General features: G+C 43.8%; 17 protein-coding genes and 1 riboswitch. Of the genes, 16 read left to right on the top strand and 1 reads right to left on the bottom strand.

Features of this window, described 5'->3' with window-relative positions; all coding sequences use genetic code 11:
• Nucleotides 1–274: 274 nt before the first annotated feature.
• From ACMN7X_RS03525 to ACMN7X_RS03455, 15 genes are all read left to right on the top strand, one after another.
• Nucleotides 275–1135 carry a KilA-N domain-containing protein gene (locus ACMN7X_RS03525; RefSeq protein ID WP_418746120.1) on the top strand — a complete coding sequence of 287 codons (861 nt, stop codon included), beginning with the start codon at nt 275–277 and terminating at the stop codon, nt 1133–1135.
• 42 nt (nt 1136–1177) lie between these two features.
• Nucleotides 1178–2524, top strand: coding sequence for a putative DNA modification/repair radical SAM protein (locus ACMN7X_RS03520; RefSeq protein WP_418746119.1), 1347 nt, complete (start codon nt 1178–1180; stop codon nt 2522–2524).
• Nucleotides 2521–3291: a TIGR03915 family putative DNA repair protein gene (locus ACMN7X_RS03515; RefSeq protein WP_418746118.1), complete on the top strand. Its 771-nt coding sequence runs from the start codon at nt 2521–2523 to the stop codon at nt 3289–3291. The genes ACMN7X_RS03520 and ACMN7X_RS03515 overlap by 4 nt, the downstream gene beginning before the upstream one ends.
• 77 nt (nt 3292–3368) lie before the next feature.
• Nucleotides 3369–3971, top strand: a complete 603-nt coding sequence (locus ACMN7X_RS03510; protein ID WP_418746117.1) for a Maf family protein — start codon at nt 3369–3371, stop codon at nt 3969–3971.
• Nucleotides 3972–4038: 67 nt separating this feature from the next.
• Nucleotides 4039–5319 carry a hypothetical protein gene (locus tag ACMN7X_RS03505; RefSeq protein ID WP_418746116.1) on the top strand — a complete coding sequence of 427 codons (1281 nt, stop codon included), beginning with the start codon at nt 4039–4041 and terminating at the stop codon, nt 5317–5319.
• A 42-nt stretch (nt 5320–5361) separates the two neighbouring features.
• Nucleotides 5362–5475, top strand: a riboswitch (FMN riboswitch).
• On the top strand, nt 5473–5595 hold the full coding sequence (locus ACMN7X_RS03500; RefSeq protein WP_418746115.1) for a hypothetical protein: 123 nt from the start codon (nt 5473–5475) through the stop codon (nt 5593–5595). It overlaps the preceding riboswitch by 3 nt.
• 76 nt (nt 5596–5671) lie before the next feature.
• On the top strand, nt 5672–6811 hold the full coding sequence (gene ribD, locus ACMN7X_RS03495; protein WP_418746114.1) for a bifunctional diaminohydroxyphosphoribosylaminopyrimidine deaminase/5-amino-6-(5-phosphoribosylamino)uracil reductase RibD: 1140 nt from the start codon (nt 5672–5674) through the stop codon (nt 6809–6811).
• Nucleotides 6812–6816: 5 nt separating this feature from the next.
• Nucleotides 6817–7473 (top strand): riboflavin synthase, encoded by a 657-nt coding sequence (locus tag ACMN7X_RS03490; RefSeq protein ID WP_418746121.1) that lies wholly within the window; start codon nt 6817–6819, stop codon nt 7471–7473.
• Nucleotides 7474–7509: 36 nt separating this feature from the next.
• Entirely contained in the window at nt 7510–8721 is a 1212-nt protein-coding gene (locus ACMN7X_RS03485) for a bifunctional 3,4-dihydroxy-2-butanone-4-phosphate synthase/GTP cyclohydrolase II (protein ID WP_418746113.1), read from the top strand.
• 54 nt (nt 8722–8775) lie between these two features.
• Nucleotides 8776–9237, top strand: coding sequence for a 6,7-dimethyl-8-ribityllumazine synthase (ribE, locus tag ACMN7X_RS03480; protein WP_418746112.1), 462 nt, complete (start codon nt 8776–8778; stop codon nt 9235–9237).
• A 12-nt stretch (nt 9238–9249) separates the two neighbouring features.
• Nucleotides 9250–9900: an HAD family hydrolase gene (locus ACMN7X_RS03475; protein ID WP_418746111.1), complete on the top strand. Its 651-nt coding sequence runs from the start codon at nt 9250–9252 to the stop codon at nt 9898–9900.
• A gap of 29 nt (nt 9901–9929) precedes the next feature.
• Complete coding sequence (locus ACMN7X_RS03470) at nt 9930–11045, top strand: 4-hydroxybutyrate dehydrogenase (RefSeq protein WP_418746110.1); 1116 nt, start codon at nt 9930–9932, stop codon at nt 11043–11045.
• A gap of 226 nt (nt 11046–11271) precedes the next feature.
• Complete coding sequence (locus ACMN7X_RS03465; RefSeq protein WP_418746109.1) at nt 11272–11634, top strand: hypothetical protein; 363 nt, start codon at nt 11272–11274, stop codon at nt 11632–11634.
• Nucleotides 11635–11670: 36 nt separating this feature from the next.
• Nucleotides 11671–12390 (top strand): metallophosphoesterase, encoded by a 720-nt coding sequence (locus tag ACMN7X_RS03460; RefSeq protein WP_418746108.1) that lies wholly within the window; start codon nt 11671–11673, stop codon nt 12388–12390.
• A gap of 94 nt (nt 12391–12484) precedes the next feature.
• Nucleotides 12485–13288 (top strand): Rpn family recombination-promoting nuclease/putative transposase, encoded by an 804-nt coding sequence (locus ACMN7X_RS03455; protein WP_418746107.1) that lies wholly within the window; start codon nt 12485–12487, stop codon nt 13286–13288.
• Nucleotides 13289–13428: 140 nt separating this feature from the next.
• Here ACMN7X_RS03455 and ACMN7X_RS03450 read toward each other — a convergent pair whose 3' ends face one another.
• A complete protein-coding gene (locus ACMN7X_RS03450; protein WP_418746106.1) occupies nt 13429–14937 on the bottom strand; it encodes a carboxypeptidase M32 in 1509 nt (502 codons plus the stop codon).
• 254 nt (nt 14938–15191) lie between these two features.
• Between ACMN7X_RS03450 and ACMN7X_RS03445 the strand changes: the two genes are divergently transcribed.
• On the top strand, nt 15192–15701 hold the full coding sequence (locus ACMN7X_RS03445) for a CarD family transcriptional regulator (protein WP_418746105.1): 510 nt from the start codon (nt 15192–15194) through the stop codon (nt 15699–15701).
• Nucleotides 15702–15828 lie beyond the last annotated feature (127 nt).

Genomic DNA, 15828 nt, shown 5'->3' with positions numbered 1-15828 from the left:
TGGTTGTCGTTAGCCATCTTTTTCTCTTTTTATAGAAAAATTTCAGGGAGGTATGTGACTCGGACGAGGCACATACCTCCCTGTTTAGAACTGTCTATTAACCGACAGCCCCTTTTTGTGATGGGAGGAAAAGATTCTATGATTCAGTCCCATATATGTTCCGTGTGGAAAATAAAAAAATATCGAACAAATGTTTGAAAAGAGAACATATGTATGATATAATAAAAATGTGTATGAAATGTAAAGCGGTATCTCCTGGAAAAGGGGACTTGCTATGAAGAAAAGTAATAGAATTATTGTACAAAATATTCCAATATCCGTTACTTCGAAAGAATTTGACGATTACATCAGTTTAACAGACATGGCAGCGGCTAAGTCAGAACAATCGAAGGCATCTGATGTTATTAAAAATTGGATGAGAAACCGAATGACTTTAGAATTTTTGGGGACTTGGGAACAAATGTATAATCCGGATTTTAAAGTGGTCGAATTCGACCACTTTAAAATCCAATCGGGATTGCACACATTTGTGTTGAGCACATCAGAATGGATAGAAAAGACAAGTGCAATAGGTATATTTGTGAAACGAGGAAAATATGGCGGAACTTTTGCACATAAGGATATTGCTTTTGAATTTGCTTCGGCTATAAGTCCTGTTTTTAAATTATATTTAATTAAAGAATTTCAACGTCTGAAAGAATGGGAAAACAGTAAAGAATGTATTGAATGGAATGCAAAGCGTTTTCTTTCAAAAAATAATTATTTGATACAAACACATGCAGTAAGCCGATATATACTTCCAAAACGGAATTTTAGTAAAGATTTAGAGTGGTTGGCCTATGCTGAAGAAGCGGATATTTTAAACGTAGCTGTGTTTCAGTGTACAGCGAAAGCATGGCGGGAAGTAAATCCGGATTTGGCGGATAAAAATAATATGCGGGATTTTGCGACGGTAAATGAATTGACCGTGTTATCTAATCTTGAGACTCATAATGCGCAGATGATTCGTGAGGGCAAGACAAAAGAAGAACGTTTTAAGATATTGAAAGATATTGCGGAGTATCAACTTGAAATTTTAAATACTGCTGATGCAATGAAAAAGATATCAAAAAATAATTTAGGGATAGATTTATAATATAGATTCGATATGAAATAACTATAAGGAGGAGGCAAAGAGATGGAATTTTTGGCAGCCGAGGACATGATGCAGAAAAAACTGACAATTTTAGCGGATGCGGCCAAGTATGATGTGGCGTGTACATCTTCGGGCGTGGACAGGAGAAACGGTGGTAACGGGATGGGAAACTCCCGGGCCTGCGGAATCTGCCATAGTTTTGCTTCCGATGGACGGTGTATTTCTTTATTGAAGATACTTTTATCCAACGACTGTATTTATGACTGCGCCTATTGCAAAAATCGATTGAGTAATGATGTGCCCCGGGCCACATTTACTCCGGAGGAAATCTGCCGGCTGACGATGGGTTTTTATCGCAGAAATTATATCGAGGGGTTGTTCCTGAGTTCCGGCGTGGTAAAAAATCCCCATTACACGATGGAGCTGATGCTGGAAACATTACAGCTTTTGCGGGAAAAATATCAGTTTTACGGGTATATTCATGTGAAATCCATTCCGGGAGCCGATGAGGAATTGATTCGACGGGCGGGATTTTATGCGGACAGGATGAGCTGCAATCTGGAACTGCCGACGGCAGAGGGGCTGAAAAAGCTGGCGCCGAATAAAAACCGAAAAATGATTCTGAAGCCTTTGCGCCAGGTGCAGCAGGGAATTTTGCAAAATAAGGAAGAATTGATGGTGTATCATCATGCGCCGAAGTTTGTTCCTGCGGGACAGAGTACTCAGGTGATGGTTGGAGCAACGCCGGAGAGTGATTATCAGATCATTTCGGTGGCGGAAGCTTTATATAAAAAGTTTGCCCTGCGCCGGGTGTTTTACTCGGCTTATGTGGCGGTCAATGAAGATCATCTGCTTCCGGCAGTGAATACGAAGCCGCCCCTTTTGCGGGAACATCGTTTATATCAGGCGGATTGGCTGCTGCGGTATTATGGGTTCAGGGCTGATGAGCTTTTAAGTGAGCAGCATGATTCCTTTAATATTGCGCTGGACCCAAAATGTGACTGGGCCCTTCGGAATCTGGATCAGTTTCCGGTGGAGATTAACAGGGCATCTTATGAGATGCTGCTGAGAGTTCCGGGAGTCGGGGTGACAGGTGCGCGGAGAATCTGTCAGGCCCGGCGGCATGCCACATTGAATTTTAACGATTTAAAAAGAATGGGAATTGTTCTGAAGCGTGCCGTATATTTTATTACCTGTTCCGGGAAGATGATGTATCGGATAAATTTTAATGAGGATTCGATCACCCGAAATCTTCTGTCTGTGAATGAACGGCTGCCGAGAGAGGTGCGGGAGTCTGTTTCCGGTTATCATCAGCTTTCCATGTTTGATGATGATCAGGCGGGACAGTGGCAGATTCCTCTGCCGGCGCTGAGGGAGGCGGTCGTATGAAAAATCAGAGAATTTATATGTGCGAAGATTCACTGGAGGGTATATTATCCGCTGTCCATGCAGCTTATATGAGCCGTTATGGGCATGAGTATCAAACGATAACGGCGGGAGACTATGTGGAGTCCTCCTTGTTTGCCGTGATTATTCCGGTGGAGACGGATGTGGATAAAGCAGCGCGGGTGGCCGATGCAGTCATTCATAAAATTTCGGGCTATGCCTGGCTTTTGGTAAAATATGCAGCGATGTCCTGCCATATGGATAAGGCGGATACAATTTATCACTTCCTTGTTAAGGGTTTTCGTATTGGCAGAAAGGTGACGGAACAGCTTGCCGATCCGGTGGTTATGCGGATATTAAAACTGGAAAGAGGTGTTATGAGGGAAAAGGATCATTTTTATGGTTTTGTCCGCTTTCAGGAGTTGAGCAGCGGTATACTTTTTGCAAAAATTGCGCCGAAACATCATCAGCTGCCTTTGGCAGCGGAACATTTTGCGGACAGATATCCGATGGAAAACTGGATGATCTATGATGAACGGCGGCATGAAGTCTGCGTTCATGAAGCCGGAAAAGGCTGGTGGATCGCAGAAAATGTGACGCCGAATGAAGGAGCAATTTCCGATGTTTCCGACAGTCAGCGGCAGTTTGAACAGTGGTGGAAGCAGTTTTATGAGACCATTGGAATTAAAGAGCGGGAAAATCCGCGCTGCCGTATGAATATGATGCCGAAGATGTATTGGAGCAATATGCCGGAGATGATGGGAAAGTGAAGCGGGATATGATTCTGTCACAAAAATATTGAAAATATTTATTTTGCCGGGTATACTGTATCCGGGAGGCGTGAAAAATGAGTAAAATTATTTTGGCTTCCGCATCTCCGAGAAGGCGGGAGTTGTTAACACAGATCGGATTAAAGTTTGAAGTTATGCCAAGTCATAAAGAAGAAGATATGCGGGGAAATCGTCCGGCCCAGGTGGTCATGGGATTGGCTGCGGATAAGGCCGGAGATATATTTGCGCAGGTTGGCGGCGCGGATCAGCCGGATGTGCTGGTTATCGGCGCGGATACCATTGTGGCGCTGGATAACATTATTTTGGGAAAACCAAAGGATGAAGAGGATGCGTTGAAGATGCTTCAGTTTCTTCAGGGGAAGACGCATCAGGTTTATACCGGCGTTTGTATGATGACGGCGGATATGACCCAGATGTTTTATGAGAAGACAGATGTTGTCATGTATCCGGAGGATGAAGAACAGCTGAGAGAATATGTCCAAACCGGGGAGCCGATGGACAAGGCGGGGAGTTATGCGATTCAGGGACGCGGTTCCGTATTTATCCGGGAGATACATGGAGATTACAGCAATGTGGTCGGACTTCCGGTGGCTCAGATCTGGCAGCGGTTGATGAAAGATGAAATGATGCGAAAGATTGTGCTTGAGAATAAAGAATGATTGCATCCGTTGAACAGTCGTGCTAAAATAGTAAAGGTTAGCTAGATTTTAGAGTAAGGGGCTTTTTATGTCAAATTATGACTTTGTGGATGAAGAATTTCATCAGTTCGTTCAACAATTTCATACGGAAGAGCAGAGAGTACTGTTGGCTTTTTATCGGGAGCTGGTTGGAAAGCGGAAGATTCCTTATAAAATTAAGGATCGGAATTTTTCAGTGAATGTCCAGATGAGTCAGGGGTTTGCGATCACTGCAGAGTTTCAGGATGTTCTCATTGAAGATGGGCGTCATCCAAAAGAAATTTTTATGGAAAATCTGCGGGGCGAACGCCTGGAAGATGGGCGGTATCGACTCAGCTTTATCAATCGTCTGGCCTCCGGCGAGGGACAGGCGCCGAAGGAAAGCGCGTTTTCTTTTTCATCTCTGCGGGGCGGTGTGCGTCTTTGGAATTATCAGGTACATATGTTGAAAATAAAAGCGGATACGGTTGGACTGCCATGGAATCTTTTGAATGAGACATTGGAAGCTATTGAACAGAAGAAACAGGTTCTGGGAGAAAAATATCTTAACATTCATGAGCAGAAAGCCCTGCAGATTTTTGAGTTCCTGCGCCCTTATTTTCATCTTTATTTATTGCCGACAACGAAAATCGGTTTTGGCAAGTCGACGGTTTTATATGATTCGGATCAGGTGGAATGGACGCTGGATTCGGCAAAAATGCATCGAGGTGCGGAATTTTTTGCCAGTCTGGGGTTAAGACGTCTGGCGGATTATTTTTTGAAGCGGGAATGTAATGATCGGGAACTGGTTCAGGAATTATTGTATACGATGCGCTCCCTCAAAGGGAATATTTTGTTTAAGACATTGAATCATCTTCTGGAAGAGTGCGGGCGGGATCAGCAGGGGTTATATGAGAGCAACCGAGATATGATCAATTTCCGTTCCTATATCCGGGAGAAGCTTCAGAAAGTTTTTGCGGACCATGGGTGGCGAGGCAGTTATCCGTCCTTTATGGCTGTTTCTCAGCCGGATTTTATCGAAGTTTCCAGTATCTATAAGCGTCAGTATGCTTATCTTAATGAGAAGATGAAGTTTATCTATTTTGACTTTATTGAGAGCATTGTCGATGGTCAATATCATATCACACCGATTACCGGGATGATTCTTCCGAAAAATACAAATATTGATTATCGCAAATGTACAAGCATGGATTGCTTTTTCCTGGATGGGGGACGGCGGAACGGCGCTGTCTTTGGAGATCTGAGTGTATCTGAAAGTATGACCCGTAAAGAAATCAAAGAAAAGATGGAACAGCTTTCAGCGGTACTGGATTATCAGCAAAGGGCTTGACATTATATATAAAAAGGATTATTATAGATAGCGTAAATTGAATAAGAACTTCAGGGCAGGGTGCAAGTCCCTACCGGTGGTATAGCCCACGAGCCGAAAGGCCGATTCGGTGAAATTCCGAAGCCGACAGTATAGTCTGGATGAAAGAAGTGAATGATGGATACAGTTTTGTTTGCTATGCTCTGGAATGATATATTCCAGAGCTTTTTTCAGCTTTCCATGGGTGCATGTGGATGTGAAAAACCGGGCGGACAAAATATGGTCTATGCAGAATGAACCACAGCCCTGAAACCGGCATGTGGTTTTTATATTTTAAAAAAAAATATACCGGAGAAAGAAGGCGTATGTGGAGATGACAAGCAGTTATCCGGAAGAACAGAGAAAAATTGATGAAATGTATATGGAACGGGCGCTTTCGCTGGCAGCCAGAGGCCGGGGAACGACAACGCCAAATCCAATGGTGGGAGCGGTGATCGTCAGGGACGGCCGGGTGATCGGAGAAGGCTATCATATTCGGGCCGGAGAAGGTCATGCGGAGGTCAATGCTTTCAGAAATGCGGAGGAAAACGGGGAAGATGTGACCGGGGCAACCATGTATGTGACGCTGGAGCCATGTTCCCATTATGGCAAGACACCGCCATGTGCGGATAAGATTGTGGAAAAAGGAATCGGCCGGGTGGTTGTCGGTGCGTTGGATCCGAATCCCCTTGTGGCGGGCCGCGGGATTGAAAAGATCCGCAATGCGGGGATTCCGGCAGTTACCGGAATTCTGGCGGAGAGATCCGCTGCATTAAATGAAGTGTTTATGAAATATATCGTTTCAAAACGGCCTTTTGTTGTTTTGAAAGCGGCCATATCGCTGGATGGAAAAATTGCGACGGCGGATGGAGAATCCCAGTGGATTTCCTGTGAGACATCCAGGAAAGAGGTTCAGCGGCTGCGGCATGAATTGACGGGGATTATGGTCGGCATCGGTACGGTGCTTGCGGATGACCCGATGTTAAATTGCCGGATTCCGGGGGGAAAACAGCCGGTGCGGATTGTTGTGGACAGCCATTTGATAATTCCGGAAGATTCCAGGCTGGTAAGCTCTGCCGGTGAATATCCGTTGGTTGTGGCGACTTTGAAGAATTGCGATAAGATGAAAAAACAGAAGCTGGAAGCCTGCGGCGCGCAGGTGCTTGAAGTGGAAGCAAATTCGGATGGGCATGTGGATCTGAATATTCTTATGGACCGTTTGGGTGAAATGCAGATTGACAGTATTCTGCTGGAAGGCGGCGGCCGTTTGACAGAGGGCGCTCTGCAAGCCGGAATTGTGGATAAGGTTCAATTTTATATTGCACCGATGCTGATTGGCGGCGAGGGCGCAAAGACCCCGGTTGAGGGCCGCGGTATTCACGTTTTAAGTAAAGCGTGGCACATCTCGGACTGGAAAGCAGAAACGATCGGCGATGACATAAAGATTACCGGATATATCAGGAAGGACAGGTGAGCAGGGTGTTTACAGGGATTATTGAAGAGATGGGAGTCCTGAAGGGCATAAAGCACGGTGCAAAGTCTTCGGTTTTAACCGTTGCCGCCGATAAGGTGCTTGAGGGGACGAAGCTCGGCGACAGTATTTGTACCAATGGCGTATGTCTCACGGTGACAAAGCTCGGCTCAGGCACCTTTGATGCGGATGTCATGGCCGAATCCATTCGGCGGACAAACCTTGGCGATTTAAGGCCGGGGGATAAAGTGAATCTGGAGCGGGCGCTTCGGCTTTGCGATCGACTTGGCGGGCATATCGTCAGCGGCCATGTGGACGGCACGGGAAAAGTCGTATCGCTGGAACGGGAAGACAATGCGGTTTGGGTGACCGTTGAAGCGGCGCCGGACATTTTAAAATATATTATAGAGAAGGGTTCCATAACCATTGACGGCATCAGTCTGACGGTGGCTTATGTGGATCATAGAGTTTTCAAGGTTTCCATTATTCCTCATACGGGAGAAGAAACTACACTGCTGAAAAAGAAAGTCGGCGACCGGGTAAACCTGGAGAATGATCTGATCGGCAAGTATGTGGAGAAACTTCTGAAGGGGTCAGAGGAAGTGAAGGAACCTGTGAAAAAAACGATTGATGAAGACTATTTGAGAAAATATGGTTTTATCTGATCGATTTTACTAAACAAGGAAAGAAGGACTAAAAGGATGAGCGAAACATTTAAATTTAATACTATTGAGGAAATCATCGATGATTTAAAAGCCGGAAAGAATATTGTTCTTATTGATGATGAGGATAGAGAAAACGAAGGCGATGTCATTTGTGCCGCAGAATTTGCCACATTGGAAAATGTAAACTTTATGGCAGCCTACGCCAGAGGGCTGATCTGCATGCCGATGGCCAGAGAATATGTGGATAAACTGGGACTCCATCAGATGTGTGTTCATAATACAGATAACCATGAAACTGCTTTTACAGTGTCCATTGATCATGTGGAGACGACAACAGGTATCTCCGCCTATGAGCGTTCTATCACAGCGATGAAAACGGTAGCGGATGATGCGAAACCGGAAGATTTCAGACGGCCGGGGCATATGTTCCCGCTGCTGGCGAGAGACGGCGGTGTCATTGAGCGGCGCGGTCATACGGAGGCAACGGTTGATCTGATGAAAATCGCCGGATTGAAACCGGTGGGCCTTTGCTGTGAAATCATGAAAGAGGACGGTATGATGGCCCGAACACCGGATTTGGTGAAATTTGCGGAAGAGCATCATCTTAAAATAGGCACAGTGAAAGATTTGGTGCATTATCGTAAAACCCATGAGAGCTTTGTTGAATGTGTTGCAAAGGCAAAGATGCCGACACGCTACGGATATTTTGATATCTATGGATATATTAACAAGTTAAATGGCGAACATCATGTTGCTTTGGTTAAAGGGGATATATGGGACGGAAAGCCGGTTCTCTGCCGTGTACATTCCGAGTGCCTTACCGGTGATGCTCTGGGGTCCCGGCGCTGTGACTGCGGACAGCAGTATGACGCGGCGATGAGACGGATTGCCGCAGAAGGCCGCGGCGTACTCCTCTATATGCGTCAGGAGGGCCGGGGCATTGGCCTGATCAATAAGATTCGTGCCTATGAGCTCCAGGATCAGGGTTATGATACTATCGAAGCGAATATCAAACTGGGATTTCCGGCAGATATGCGTGATTATACGATCGGCACACAGATTCTGGTGGATCTGGGTATTAAAGAAATGCGCCTTATGACAAATAATCCGGAAAAAGTATATGGCCTTGAAGGATACGGTCTTTCAATTGTGGAACGTGTTCCGATTCAGATGGAGCTTGGCGAGGACGATGCTTTCTATCTGAAGACAAAACAGGAAAAAATGGGTCATTGGCTGACATATAAGTAAAATCGTAAAACAGACAGAAATTATAAAAAATAAGATAAAACGGAGGATATAAAAATGAAAACATTTGAAGGAAGATTAGTAGCAGAAGGATTAAAAGTAGGTATTATCGTAGCTCGTTTTAATGAATTTATCGGTTCGAAATTACTCAGCGGCGCAATCGACGGCCTTGTTCGTCATGGCATGAATGAGGATGATATTGAAGTAGCATGGGTTCCGGGAGCATTTGAAATTCCTGTGGCTGCCCAGAAAATGGCTCAGAGCAAAAAGTATGATGCGATCATCTGCCTCGGCGCTGTGATCAAGGGTTCCACATCCCATTATGATTATGTGTGTGCTGAAGTATCCAAAGGAGTTGCCACCGTATCGCTGCAGTACGGCCTGCCGGTAATGTTTGGCGTTCTCACTACGGATAATATTGAACAGGCCATTGAACGTGCCGGAACAAAGGCCGGAAACAAGGGTTATGACTGTGCCCTCAGCGCTATTGAGATGGCAAATCTTTTCCGCCAGATGTAAAAGAGGCTGACGATGGAAAATATTCAAACGATTGTTTTTGACTATGATGGGACACTCCACAATAGTACGAAAATTTATACGGATGTGTTCCGTCAGGTTTATCGGGAAATGGAAGCTGCGGGCGATGTCCCGGCGCGGAAATTCAGGGATGAAGAGATTACAAAGTGGCTTGGATACAGCGTTCAGGCAATGTGGGATGAATTTCAGCCGGATTTTACTCAGGAGAAAAAAATGTTTTATGCCGGAGAGATCGGCCGCCTGATGACTGAAAAAGTCCGGAATAAAGAGGCTATTCTTTATGACGGGGCTTTGGAGACATTGCAGTATCTCAAAGATAAAGGCTATTATTTGGTCTATCTGAGCAATTGCAGGCATGCTTATATGGATCTACATTCGGAATGTTTCGGGCTGTATAATTATTTTGACGGTATGTACTGCAGCGGTGATTATGAGCAGAAACCGAAATATGAAATATTTCATGCGATCAAAGAAAAATATCCTTCCGAATATCTGATGGTCGGGGACCGTTTTCATGATATGGAGATTGCTCAGTACCATAAAATATATACTGCGGGCTGCACCTACGGTTTCGGTTCGCGGGATGAAATCGGAATGGCCGATGTTTTGCTGAAGGATATCAGGGATTTACAAAAAATACTTTAAGTGGTACATTAAACCGGGAGGCGATTTGAATGAAAGAATTTCGTATCGTGCCGACGATTAAACAGTGTGACACGGTCAAAGAATTTTGCGGACAATTAAACCTGTCACAGGGGGATCTGATGTTTGTCAGCGGCGGCACTTATAAACGTTATTTTGAAGGGTTGACCGGAGAGGCGAAGGTTGTGGATTACCGCCAGTATATCCAGGGTGAGCCGAGTGACGTGATGGTTGAAAAAATGCATGAGGCGGTGGGCGATTATAAATATCATCGCGTGATCGCTGTCGGCGGAGGCGCTATTTTGGATGTGGCTAAGCTGTTTGCCCTGGAAAAAATGACGCCCGTGCTGGAACTTTATGATAAAAAGTTTCCTCCGGTTCGGGATAAAGAATTGATTCTTGTGCCGACAACCTGCGGTACAGGCAGTGAAGTGACCAATATCGGTGTTTTGATCCTGGAATCCAGAAATACAAAACTGGGTTTGGCGGATGATGCGCTTTTAGCGAATGAAGCCGTTCTTATTCCGGAACTTCTGGAAGGACTGCCATTCCGCTTCTTTGCAACAAGTTCCATCGATGCGCTCATTCATGCGGTGGAATCCTTCACATCCCCGAAGGCCAGTCCGTTTTCGCGGATGTATTCAACGGAAGCGATCCGCATGATCTTAAACGGTTTTAAGGAGATCGCGGCAAAGGGTGAAGACGCTCGGCTGAGCCATATGAAGGGCTTTCTTATGGCAGGCAATTATGCCGGAATTGCGTTCAGCAATGCGGGCTGTGCCGCAGTCCACGCCATGAGTTTTCCATTGGGCGGCAGATACCATGTGCCTCATGGCGAGGCAAACTATGCCCTGTTTACCGAAGTTTATAAGACCTATCAGAAACTTCAGCCGGTGGGAGCCATCCAGGATTTGAACCGACTGCTGGCCGAATGTCTCGGATGTCCGGAATCTCAGGTGTATGAAGCTTTGGAAACCCTGCTGAATAAGCTTCTGCAGAAGCAGCCGCTGCGGGCCTACGGCGTCAAAGAAAACGAACTGGAAGAATTTACGGATATCGTTATAGAAAAACAGGGACGGCTGATGGCCAATAATTATACGGAACTCAACCGGGAAACTGTATTGAAAATTTATAAAACATTGTATTGACAAAATAGAAAATCCGGTGTAATATAAATGATGCTTATCTTCTGATGTTAATCTATCAGAATAGAACTAGAAATCTTCTGATGTTTATGTATCAGAATAAAATTAAAAAATAGCGTTGTAGATGGAATGAAAGATGACACTATCTTTCTGCCCTTTTACAACGCTTTTGTGCGTTTAGGAATGATACACATATTCAGATTTTACACACATTCAGGAGGTAGGTACTATGAAAAACGCAGCAAATAACGGAAAACGTTACAGCATCCAGTTGGCAAAGGCTTATGTTGTTTATATGATGCTTGGCAGCTATTTTAAGGCTTGTCAGTGTAAAAATCCCTGCGAGGCGGAGCATTTATACCTGCACTATCAGGAACTGCCGGGTCAGAAGCAGTTCAGGGAAGAAGAGCAGGTTCTTCGGCTTGCAGGCGGGATTCATCCGGAGTTCCGAAAACGCATCAGTGAGTTGAAATGTGCGGTGCGCTTCTTCCGGAATAAAGAAGACTATTGCGTCTACTTTTTCACCGGATTTGAGGAAGTGCTGGCAACGATCAATCCGGAAGGCTGGTGTGAGCTTCGGTGTCTTGAATAGACACCGAAGTATCAGGAAACATGGGAGGCGGAGATTATGTATTATGTGATGAGCGATATTCACGGCTGCTATAGAGAATACCGAAAAGCACTGAAAATGATTCACTTTGGCGAAGAGGATACATTATATGTTCTTGGGGATGTTGTGGACCGGGGGCCGGAGCCGATAAGGGTGCTTCAGGATATGATGCTCCGTCGGAATGTCTTTCCGATTATCGGGAATCATGAATATATGGCATTGATGGTGCTCAAAAAATTTGCGGCAGAGATCACCGAAGCAAATACGGAAAACTATTTATCTGCCGATGATATAACAAGTTATATGAATTGGTCTTTAAACGGGGGCCAGACAACTGTGGAAGAATTTCGGAAACTTTCCTCGGATGAACGGCAGGATATAATGGATTATCTGGAAGAATTTACATTATATGAAGAAGTGCAGACAGGCGGGAAAAATTACGTGCTGGTCCATGGCAGTTTTGAGCCTTTTGTTCCGGGAAAACCTTTAGACGCTTACGATTTGTCCGAGGTGATTTTTAAATCCCCGGATTATAATAAGGTTTATTTTGGCGATTGCTATCTGGTGACAGGCCATAGACCGACTTTATGGTTGGAAGGAGCGCAGAGGGGACGAATATTTGAAAAAAATCATCATATAGCGGTGGACTGTGGTTGCGTTTTCGGCGGCCGACTGGGCGTTTACTGTTTAGATAATGGAAAAACCTGGTATGTGGAGAGGGAGGAATACGAGGTTTAAAAATATATTGTAATATGTCTTGTATTCAAATAAGAAGATTTGTATAATGAAGTTGGACAGGATGTTCATGTGCCATGTAATATAAGGAGGTTTTATGGCACATAAGAAGTTTAAAGATTTAGATTTAAAAAACGCATTTCTTTTTTCTGCAGCTATGTCGGATGCGGAAATTTGTAAAATGATTATTGAAATTGTCTTAGGGCAAGAGATTACAAATGTAAAAGTGCATGTAGAACATAGTTTATTGTTTAGTTCTGATTTTCGCAGTATTCGTTTGGATGTTTATGCGGCGGATGAATTGCAGATAGGCTACAATTTGGAGATGCAGAATAAAGATAAAAGGAAATTACCAAAAAGAAGCCGGTATCATCAGGCAGAGATGGATGTAATGGCATTGAAACCCGGGGAGAATTTTGAAATGCTGAGACCGGGCTATGTTATTTTTATTTGCACGTTCGACCCTTTTGAACATAAATTATATCGCTATACTTTTGAGGAACGATGTTTGGAGAGAAACTTTCCTTTGGGTGATGAGACGAAAAAGATTTTTTTAAGCACAAAAGGGGAAAATGATAATGAAGTTTCATCAGAACTGGTGAATTTCTTACATTATGTGGAGAACAGCAGTGATGAATATGTGGAACATGTAAAAGACGGTAAGGTTTCCGCACTACATCAAAAGATAATGGAATTAAAGAAAAACAGAGAATGGGAGGAACGCTATATGACCTTTGAAGAACTTCTTAAAGATTCAGAGCGCGAAGGCGAAATTAAAGGGCAGGAACGGCTGCTGAGTCTGATCAATGAAATGGCCGGTACAGAGGATGCTGAGAAAATTTCAAAATTAGGTCAGGATTCTGCGCTGCTCTGTGAGATGTTGGAAAAGTATCATCTATAATTCAAATCTGTATATAGTCATTTATTGTTGGCCGCCGTTAACGGCGGCCAACTGTCAAAAGATAAAAATCCAAAATACACAAGATATACAAGTATAAATAATTTTTACATATTTTTTCTACATGGCATGAACATTCTGTTTTATAAATCCCTATATAAATTACCGTATTTTTCTTTGAGGTAGTCCACGTAATATTGAGGGTTGAATTCTTCACCCATCATATCGTTAAGAATCTCGTTGGTTGTTTTTGTTTTGCCGAATCGGTGAATATGTTCTTTCAGATATTCGTTGATTGGCTGGAAGTTTCCGGCTTCCAGATAGTCATCTAAAGGAATGGCCTGTTTTAAATGGGCGTAAATCTGAGCGGCAATGGCTGTGCCGAGGGCATAAGACGGAAAATAACCGAAGTTTCCGCAGGCCCAGTGGATATCCTGGAGGATTCCCTCGGAATCTTTTTCCGGGGTCACGCCTAAGTATTCTTTATATTTTTCAGCCCATATTTCCGGAAGTTTATCTACATCCACATCTTTTTCGAAAATCATTTTTTCAATTTCGTAACGAATAAGAATATGAAGAGAATAGGTCAACTCATCGGCTTCTGTGCGGATGAGGCTTGGCGAGGATTTGTTGATACCGAGGATAAATGTATCTAAATCGACATCACTCAACTGCTCCGGGAAGGTGTCTTTCAGCTCCTGGAACAGAGGTACCCAGAAGGCGCGGCTGCGGCCGAAATTATTTTCAAAAAGCCGGGACTGTCCCTCGTGCATTCCCATGGAGGTGCCGGTGCCGGCCGGAGTTGCCGTCAGATCATCAGCTATATGCATTTCATACATGGCATGACCGCTCTCATGAATGGTTGAGAACAAGGCGCTTTCCAGATTATGTTCGTGATAGGCGGTCGTGATCCGGACATCCTTATTGTGCAGATTGGTTGTAAAAGGATGAACACTTTCTTTAATGACGCCCCGTTTGAAATCAAAACCGACATGTTCTGCCAGCTTCCGGTTAAAGGATTTTTGAAGTTCCACAGGAAAAGCTTTATAATTATAATCCTTGCATATTTTATCCTTTTTTGCGGCGATATCCTGAATCAGCGGAACAAGTTCTTTTTTCAGGGTTTCAAAGAAGACATCCAGTTCCTTCATGGTGAAGCCCTCTTCGTAATCATTGAGAAGCAGATCGTAAGGTTTGAATTTGGTTTTCCCGGCTTTCAGGCGGTATTTGATAAACTTTTTCTGATAATCGATGATCTCCTTCAACGTCGGAGCAAACATGGAGTAATCATCGGCCGCTTTGGCTTTGGCCCATATGGACGGCGCTCTGGCAACAAGGCCCTGATAGGCCTGATATTCTTCTGACGGTATGGGTTCCATGCTGTCATACTGTTTTTTTATATCTTTCAGAATGGCCTGTTCTTTATCGGACAGATTTTTTTCTTCGGAAAGCTGCTTTATCAGTTTTTTGACGTCGCTATTAATGATTGTCTTATAATATTCGGTGGAAAGTATTTCTATGGCTTTCGCTGTCAGCTCGGAAGCCTGTTCCGGCGCTTCGGTTTCATTATCCCACTCAAATAAAATGAGCGCGGAATTGAGGGCATAGGCCTTTTCAAGCCATGGATTTAATTTTTCAAAGGTTTTATTCATTGTTTATCTGCAGTCCTTTCTAATATATTCTATGCTTGTTAGATTATACACTTTTTAAGAGATTATGTGTTTGATTTTTGATGAAAAAGTTGCTAAAAGGCATAATCACGAAGAAAAACCATGTAAAATTGTCAATTATTCAATCTATACAAACATTGCCGTTGTTAACTTTGTATAAAATGCCCATGACATTTTTGTGAAAAATGGGTTATACTAATAACAGAGAGTGTTTCCACAGAAAGAGGTGAATCGGAATGTTTCAGGTAAATGATATGGTATTGTATGGAACAAATGGTGTCTGCAAAGTTGTAGACATTGATGAAAGAGACTGCGGCGGCCGAATGGTGGAGTATTATATTTTAAAGCCTATTTATGCTTTGAATTCTACGGTGTTTGTTCCGTTGAAAAATGAAAAGCTGACGTCAAAAATGCGGTATGTTCTGACAAAGGAGGAGATTGACGAAAAGATTCGTTCAATTTCCAAAGAGCATGAAGCGTGGATGGATGACGAAAGGGAGAGAAAAGAGCATTTTAAAGATATGGTCAGCCGGGCGGATACATTTGAATTGATTCAGTTGATCAAGATGCTGTTGGAACATAGAGAGAAGGTTATGGAGCGGGGCAAAAAACTTCATGTGGCCGATGAACGGATGCTTCAGGAGGCAGAAAAGATGATTTGCGACGAGTTCTCTTATGTGCTGGGAATTCCGAAAGAAGAAGTGCCCTCTTATATTACAAGCAGTATGCGGGAAAATGTTCATTAAAAGCGAAGATAAAAAAGGGGAAATCGGCTAATGCCGATTTCTACCCATTAAAAAGAGAAATAGAGATACCCTGCAGAAATGCGTGCATTACAACACTTGCATATTCTTCAGGGTATCTCTATTTCTC

This window comes from Frisingicoccus sp., assembly GCF_048388605.1.
Lineage (GTDB): Bacteria > Bacillota > Clostridia > Lachnospirales > Lachnospiraceae > Frisingicoccus.
The sequence above is the reverse complement of the archived record's forward strand: the minus strand, read 5'-3'. Positions and strand labels throughout refer to the sequence as shown.

What these genes read in the sequence shown, in the direction of transcription:
- ACMN7X_RS03525 (WP_418746120.1), top strand. Translation starts at nt 275, where the DNA reads ATGAAGAAAAGTAATAGAATTATTGTACAAAATATTCCAATATCCGTT.
- ACMN7X_RS03520 (WP_418746119.1), top strand. Translation starts at nt 1,178, where the DNA reads ATGGAATTTTTGGCAGCCGAGGACATGATGCAGAAAAAACTGACAATT.
- ACMN7X_RS03515 (WP_418746118.1), top strand. Translation starts at nt 2,521, where the DNA reads ATGAAAAATCAGAGAATTTATATGTGCGAAGATTCACTGGAGGGTATA.
- ACMN7X_RS03510 (WP_418746117.1), top strand. Translation starts at nt 3,369, where the DNA reads ATGAGTAAAATTATTTTGGCTTCCGCATCTCCGAGAAGGCGGGAGTTG.
- ACMN7X_RS03505 (WP_418746116.1), top strand. Translation starts at nt 4,039, where the DNA reads ATGTCAAATTATGACTTTGTGGATGAAGAATTTCATCAGTTCGTTCAA.
- ACMN7X_RS03500 (WP_418746115.1), top strand. Translation starts at nt 5,473, where the DNA reads ATGATGGATACAGTTTTGTTTGCTATGCTCTGGAATGATATATTCCAG.
- ribD (WP_418746114.1), top strand. Translation starts at nt 5,672, where the DNA reads ATGACAAGCAGTTATCCGGAAGAACAGAGAAAAATTGATGAAATGTAT.
- ACMN7X_RS03485 (WP_418746113.1), top strand. Translation starts at nt 7,510, where the DNA reads ATGAGCGAAACATTTAAATTTAATACTATTGAGGAAATCATCGATGAT.
- ribE (WP_418746112.1), top strand. Translation starts at nt 8,776, where the DNA reads ATGAAAACATTTGAAGGAAGATTAGTAGCAGAAGGATTAAAAGTAGGT.
- ACMN7X_RS03475 (WP_418746111.1), top strand. Translation starts at nt 9,250, where the DNA reads ATGGAAAATATTCAAACGATTGTTTTTGACTATGATGGGACACTCCAC.
- ACMN7X_RS03470 (WP_418746110.1), top strand. Translation starts at nt 9,930, where the DNA reads ATGAAAGAATTTCGTATCGTGCCGACGATTAAACAGTGTGACACGGTC.
- ACMN7X_RS03465 (WP_418746109.1), top strand. Translation starts at nt 11,272, where the DNA reads ATGAAAAACGCAGCAAATAACGGAAAACGTTACAGCATCCAGTTGGCA.
- ACMN7X_RS03460 (WP_418746108.1), top strand. Translation starts at nt 11,671, where the DNA reads ATGTATTATGTGATGAGCGATATTCACGGCTGCTATAGAGAATACCGA.
- ACMN7X_RS03455 (WP_418746107.1), top strand. Translation starts at nt 12,485, where the DNA reads ATGGCACATAAGAAGTTTAAAGATTTAGATTTAAAAAACGCATTTCTT.
- ACMN7X_RS03450 (WP_418746106.1), bottom strand. Translation starts at nt 14,937, where the DNA reads ATGAATAAAACCTTTGAAAAATTAAATCCATGGCTTGAAAAGGCCTAT.
- ACMN7X_RS03445 (WP_418746105.1), top strand. Translation starts at nt 15,192, where the DNA reads ATGTTTCAGGTAAATGATATGGTATTGTATGGAACAAATGGTGTCTGC.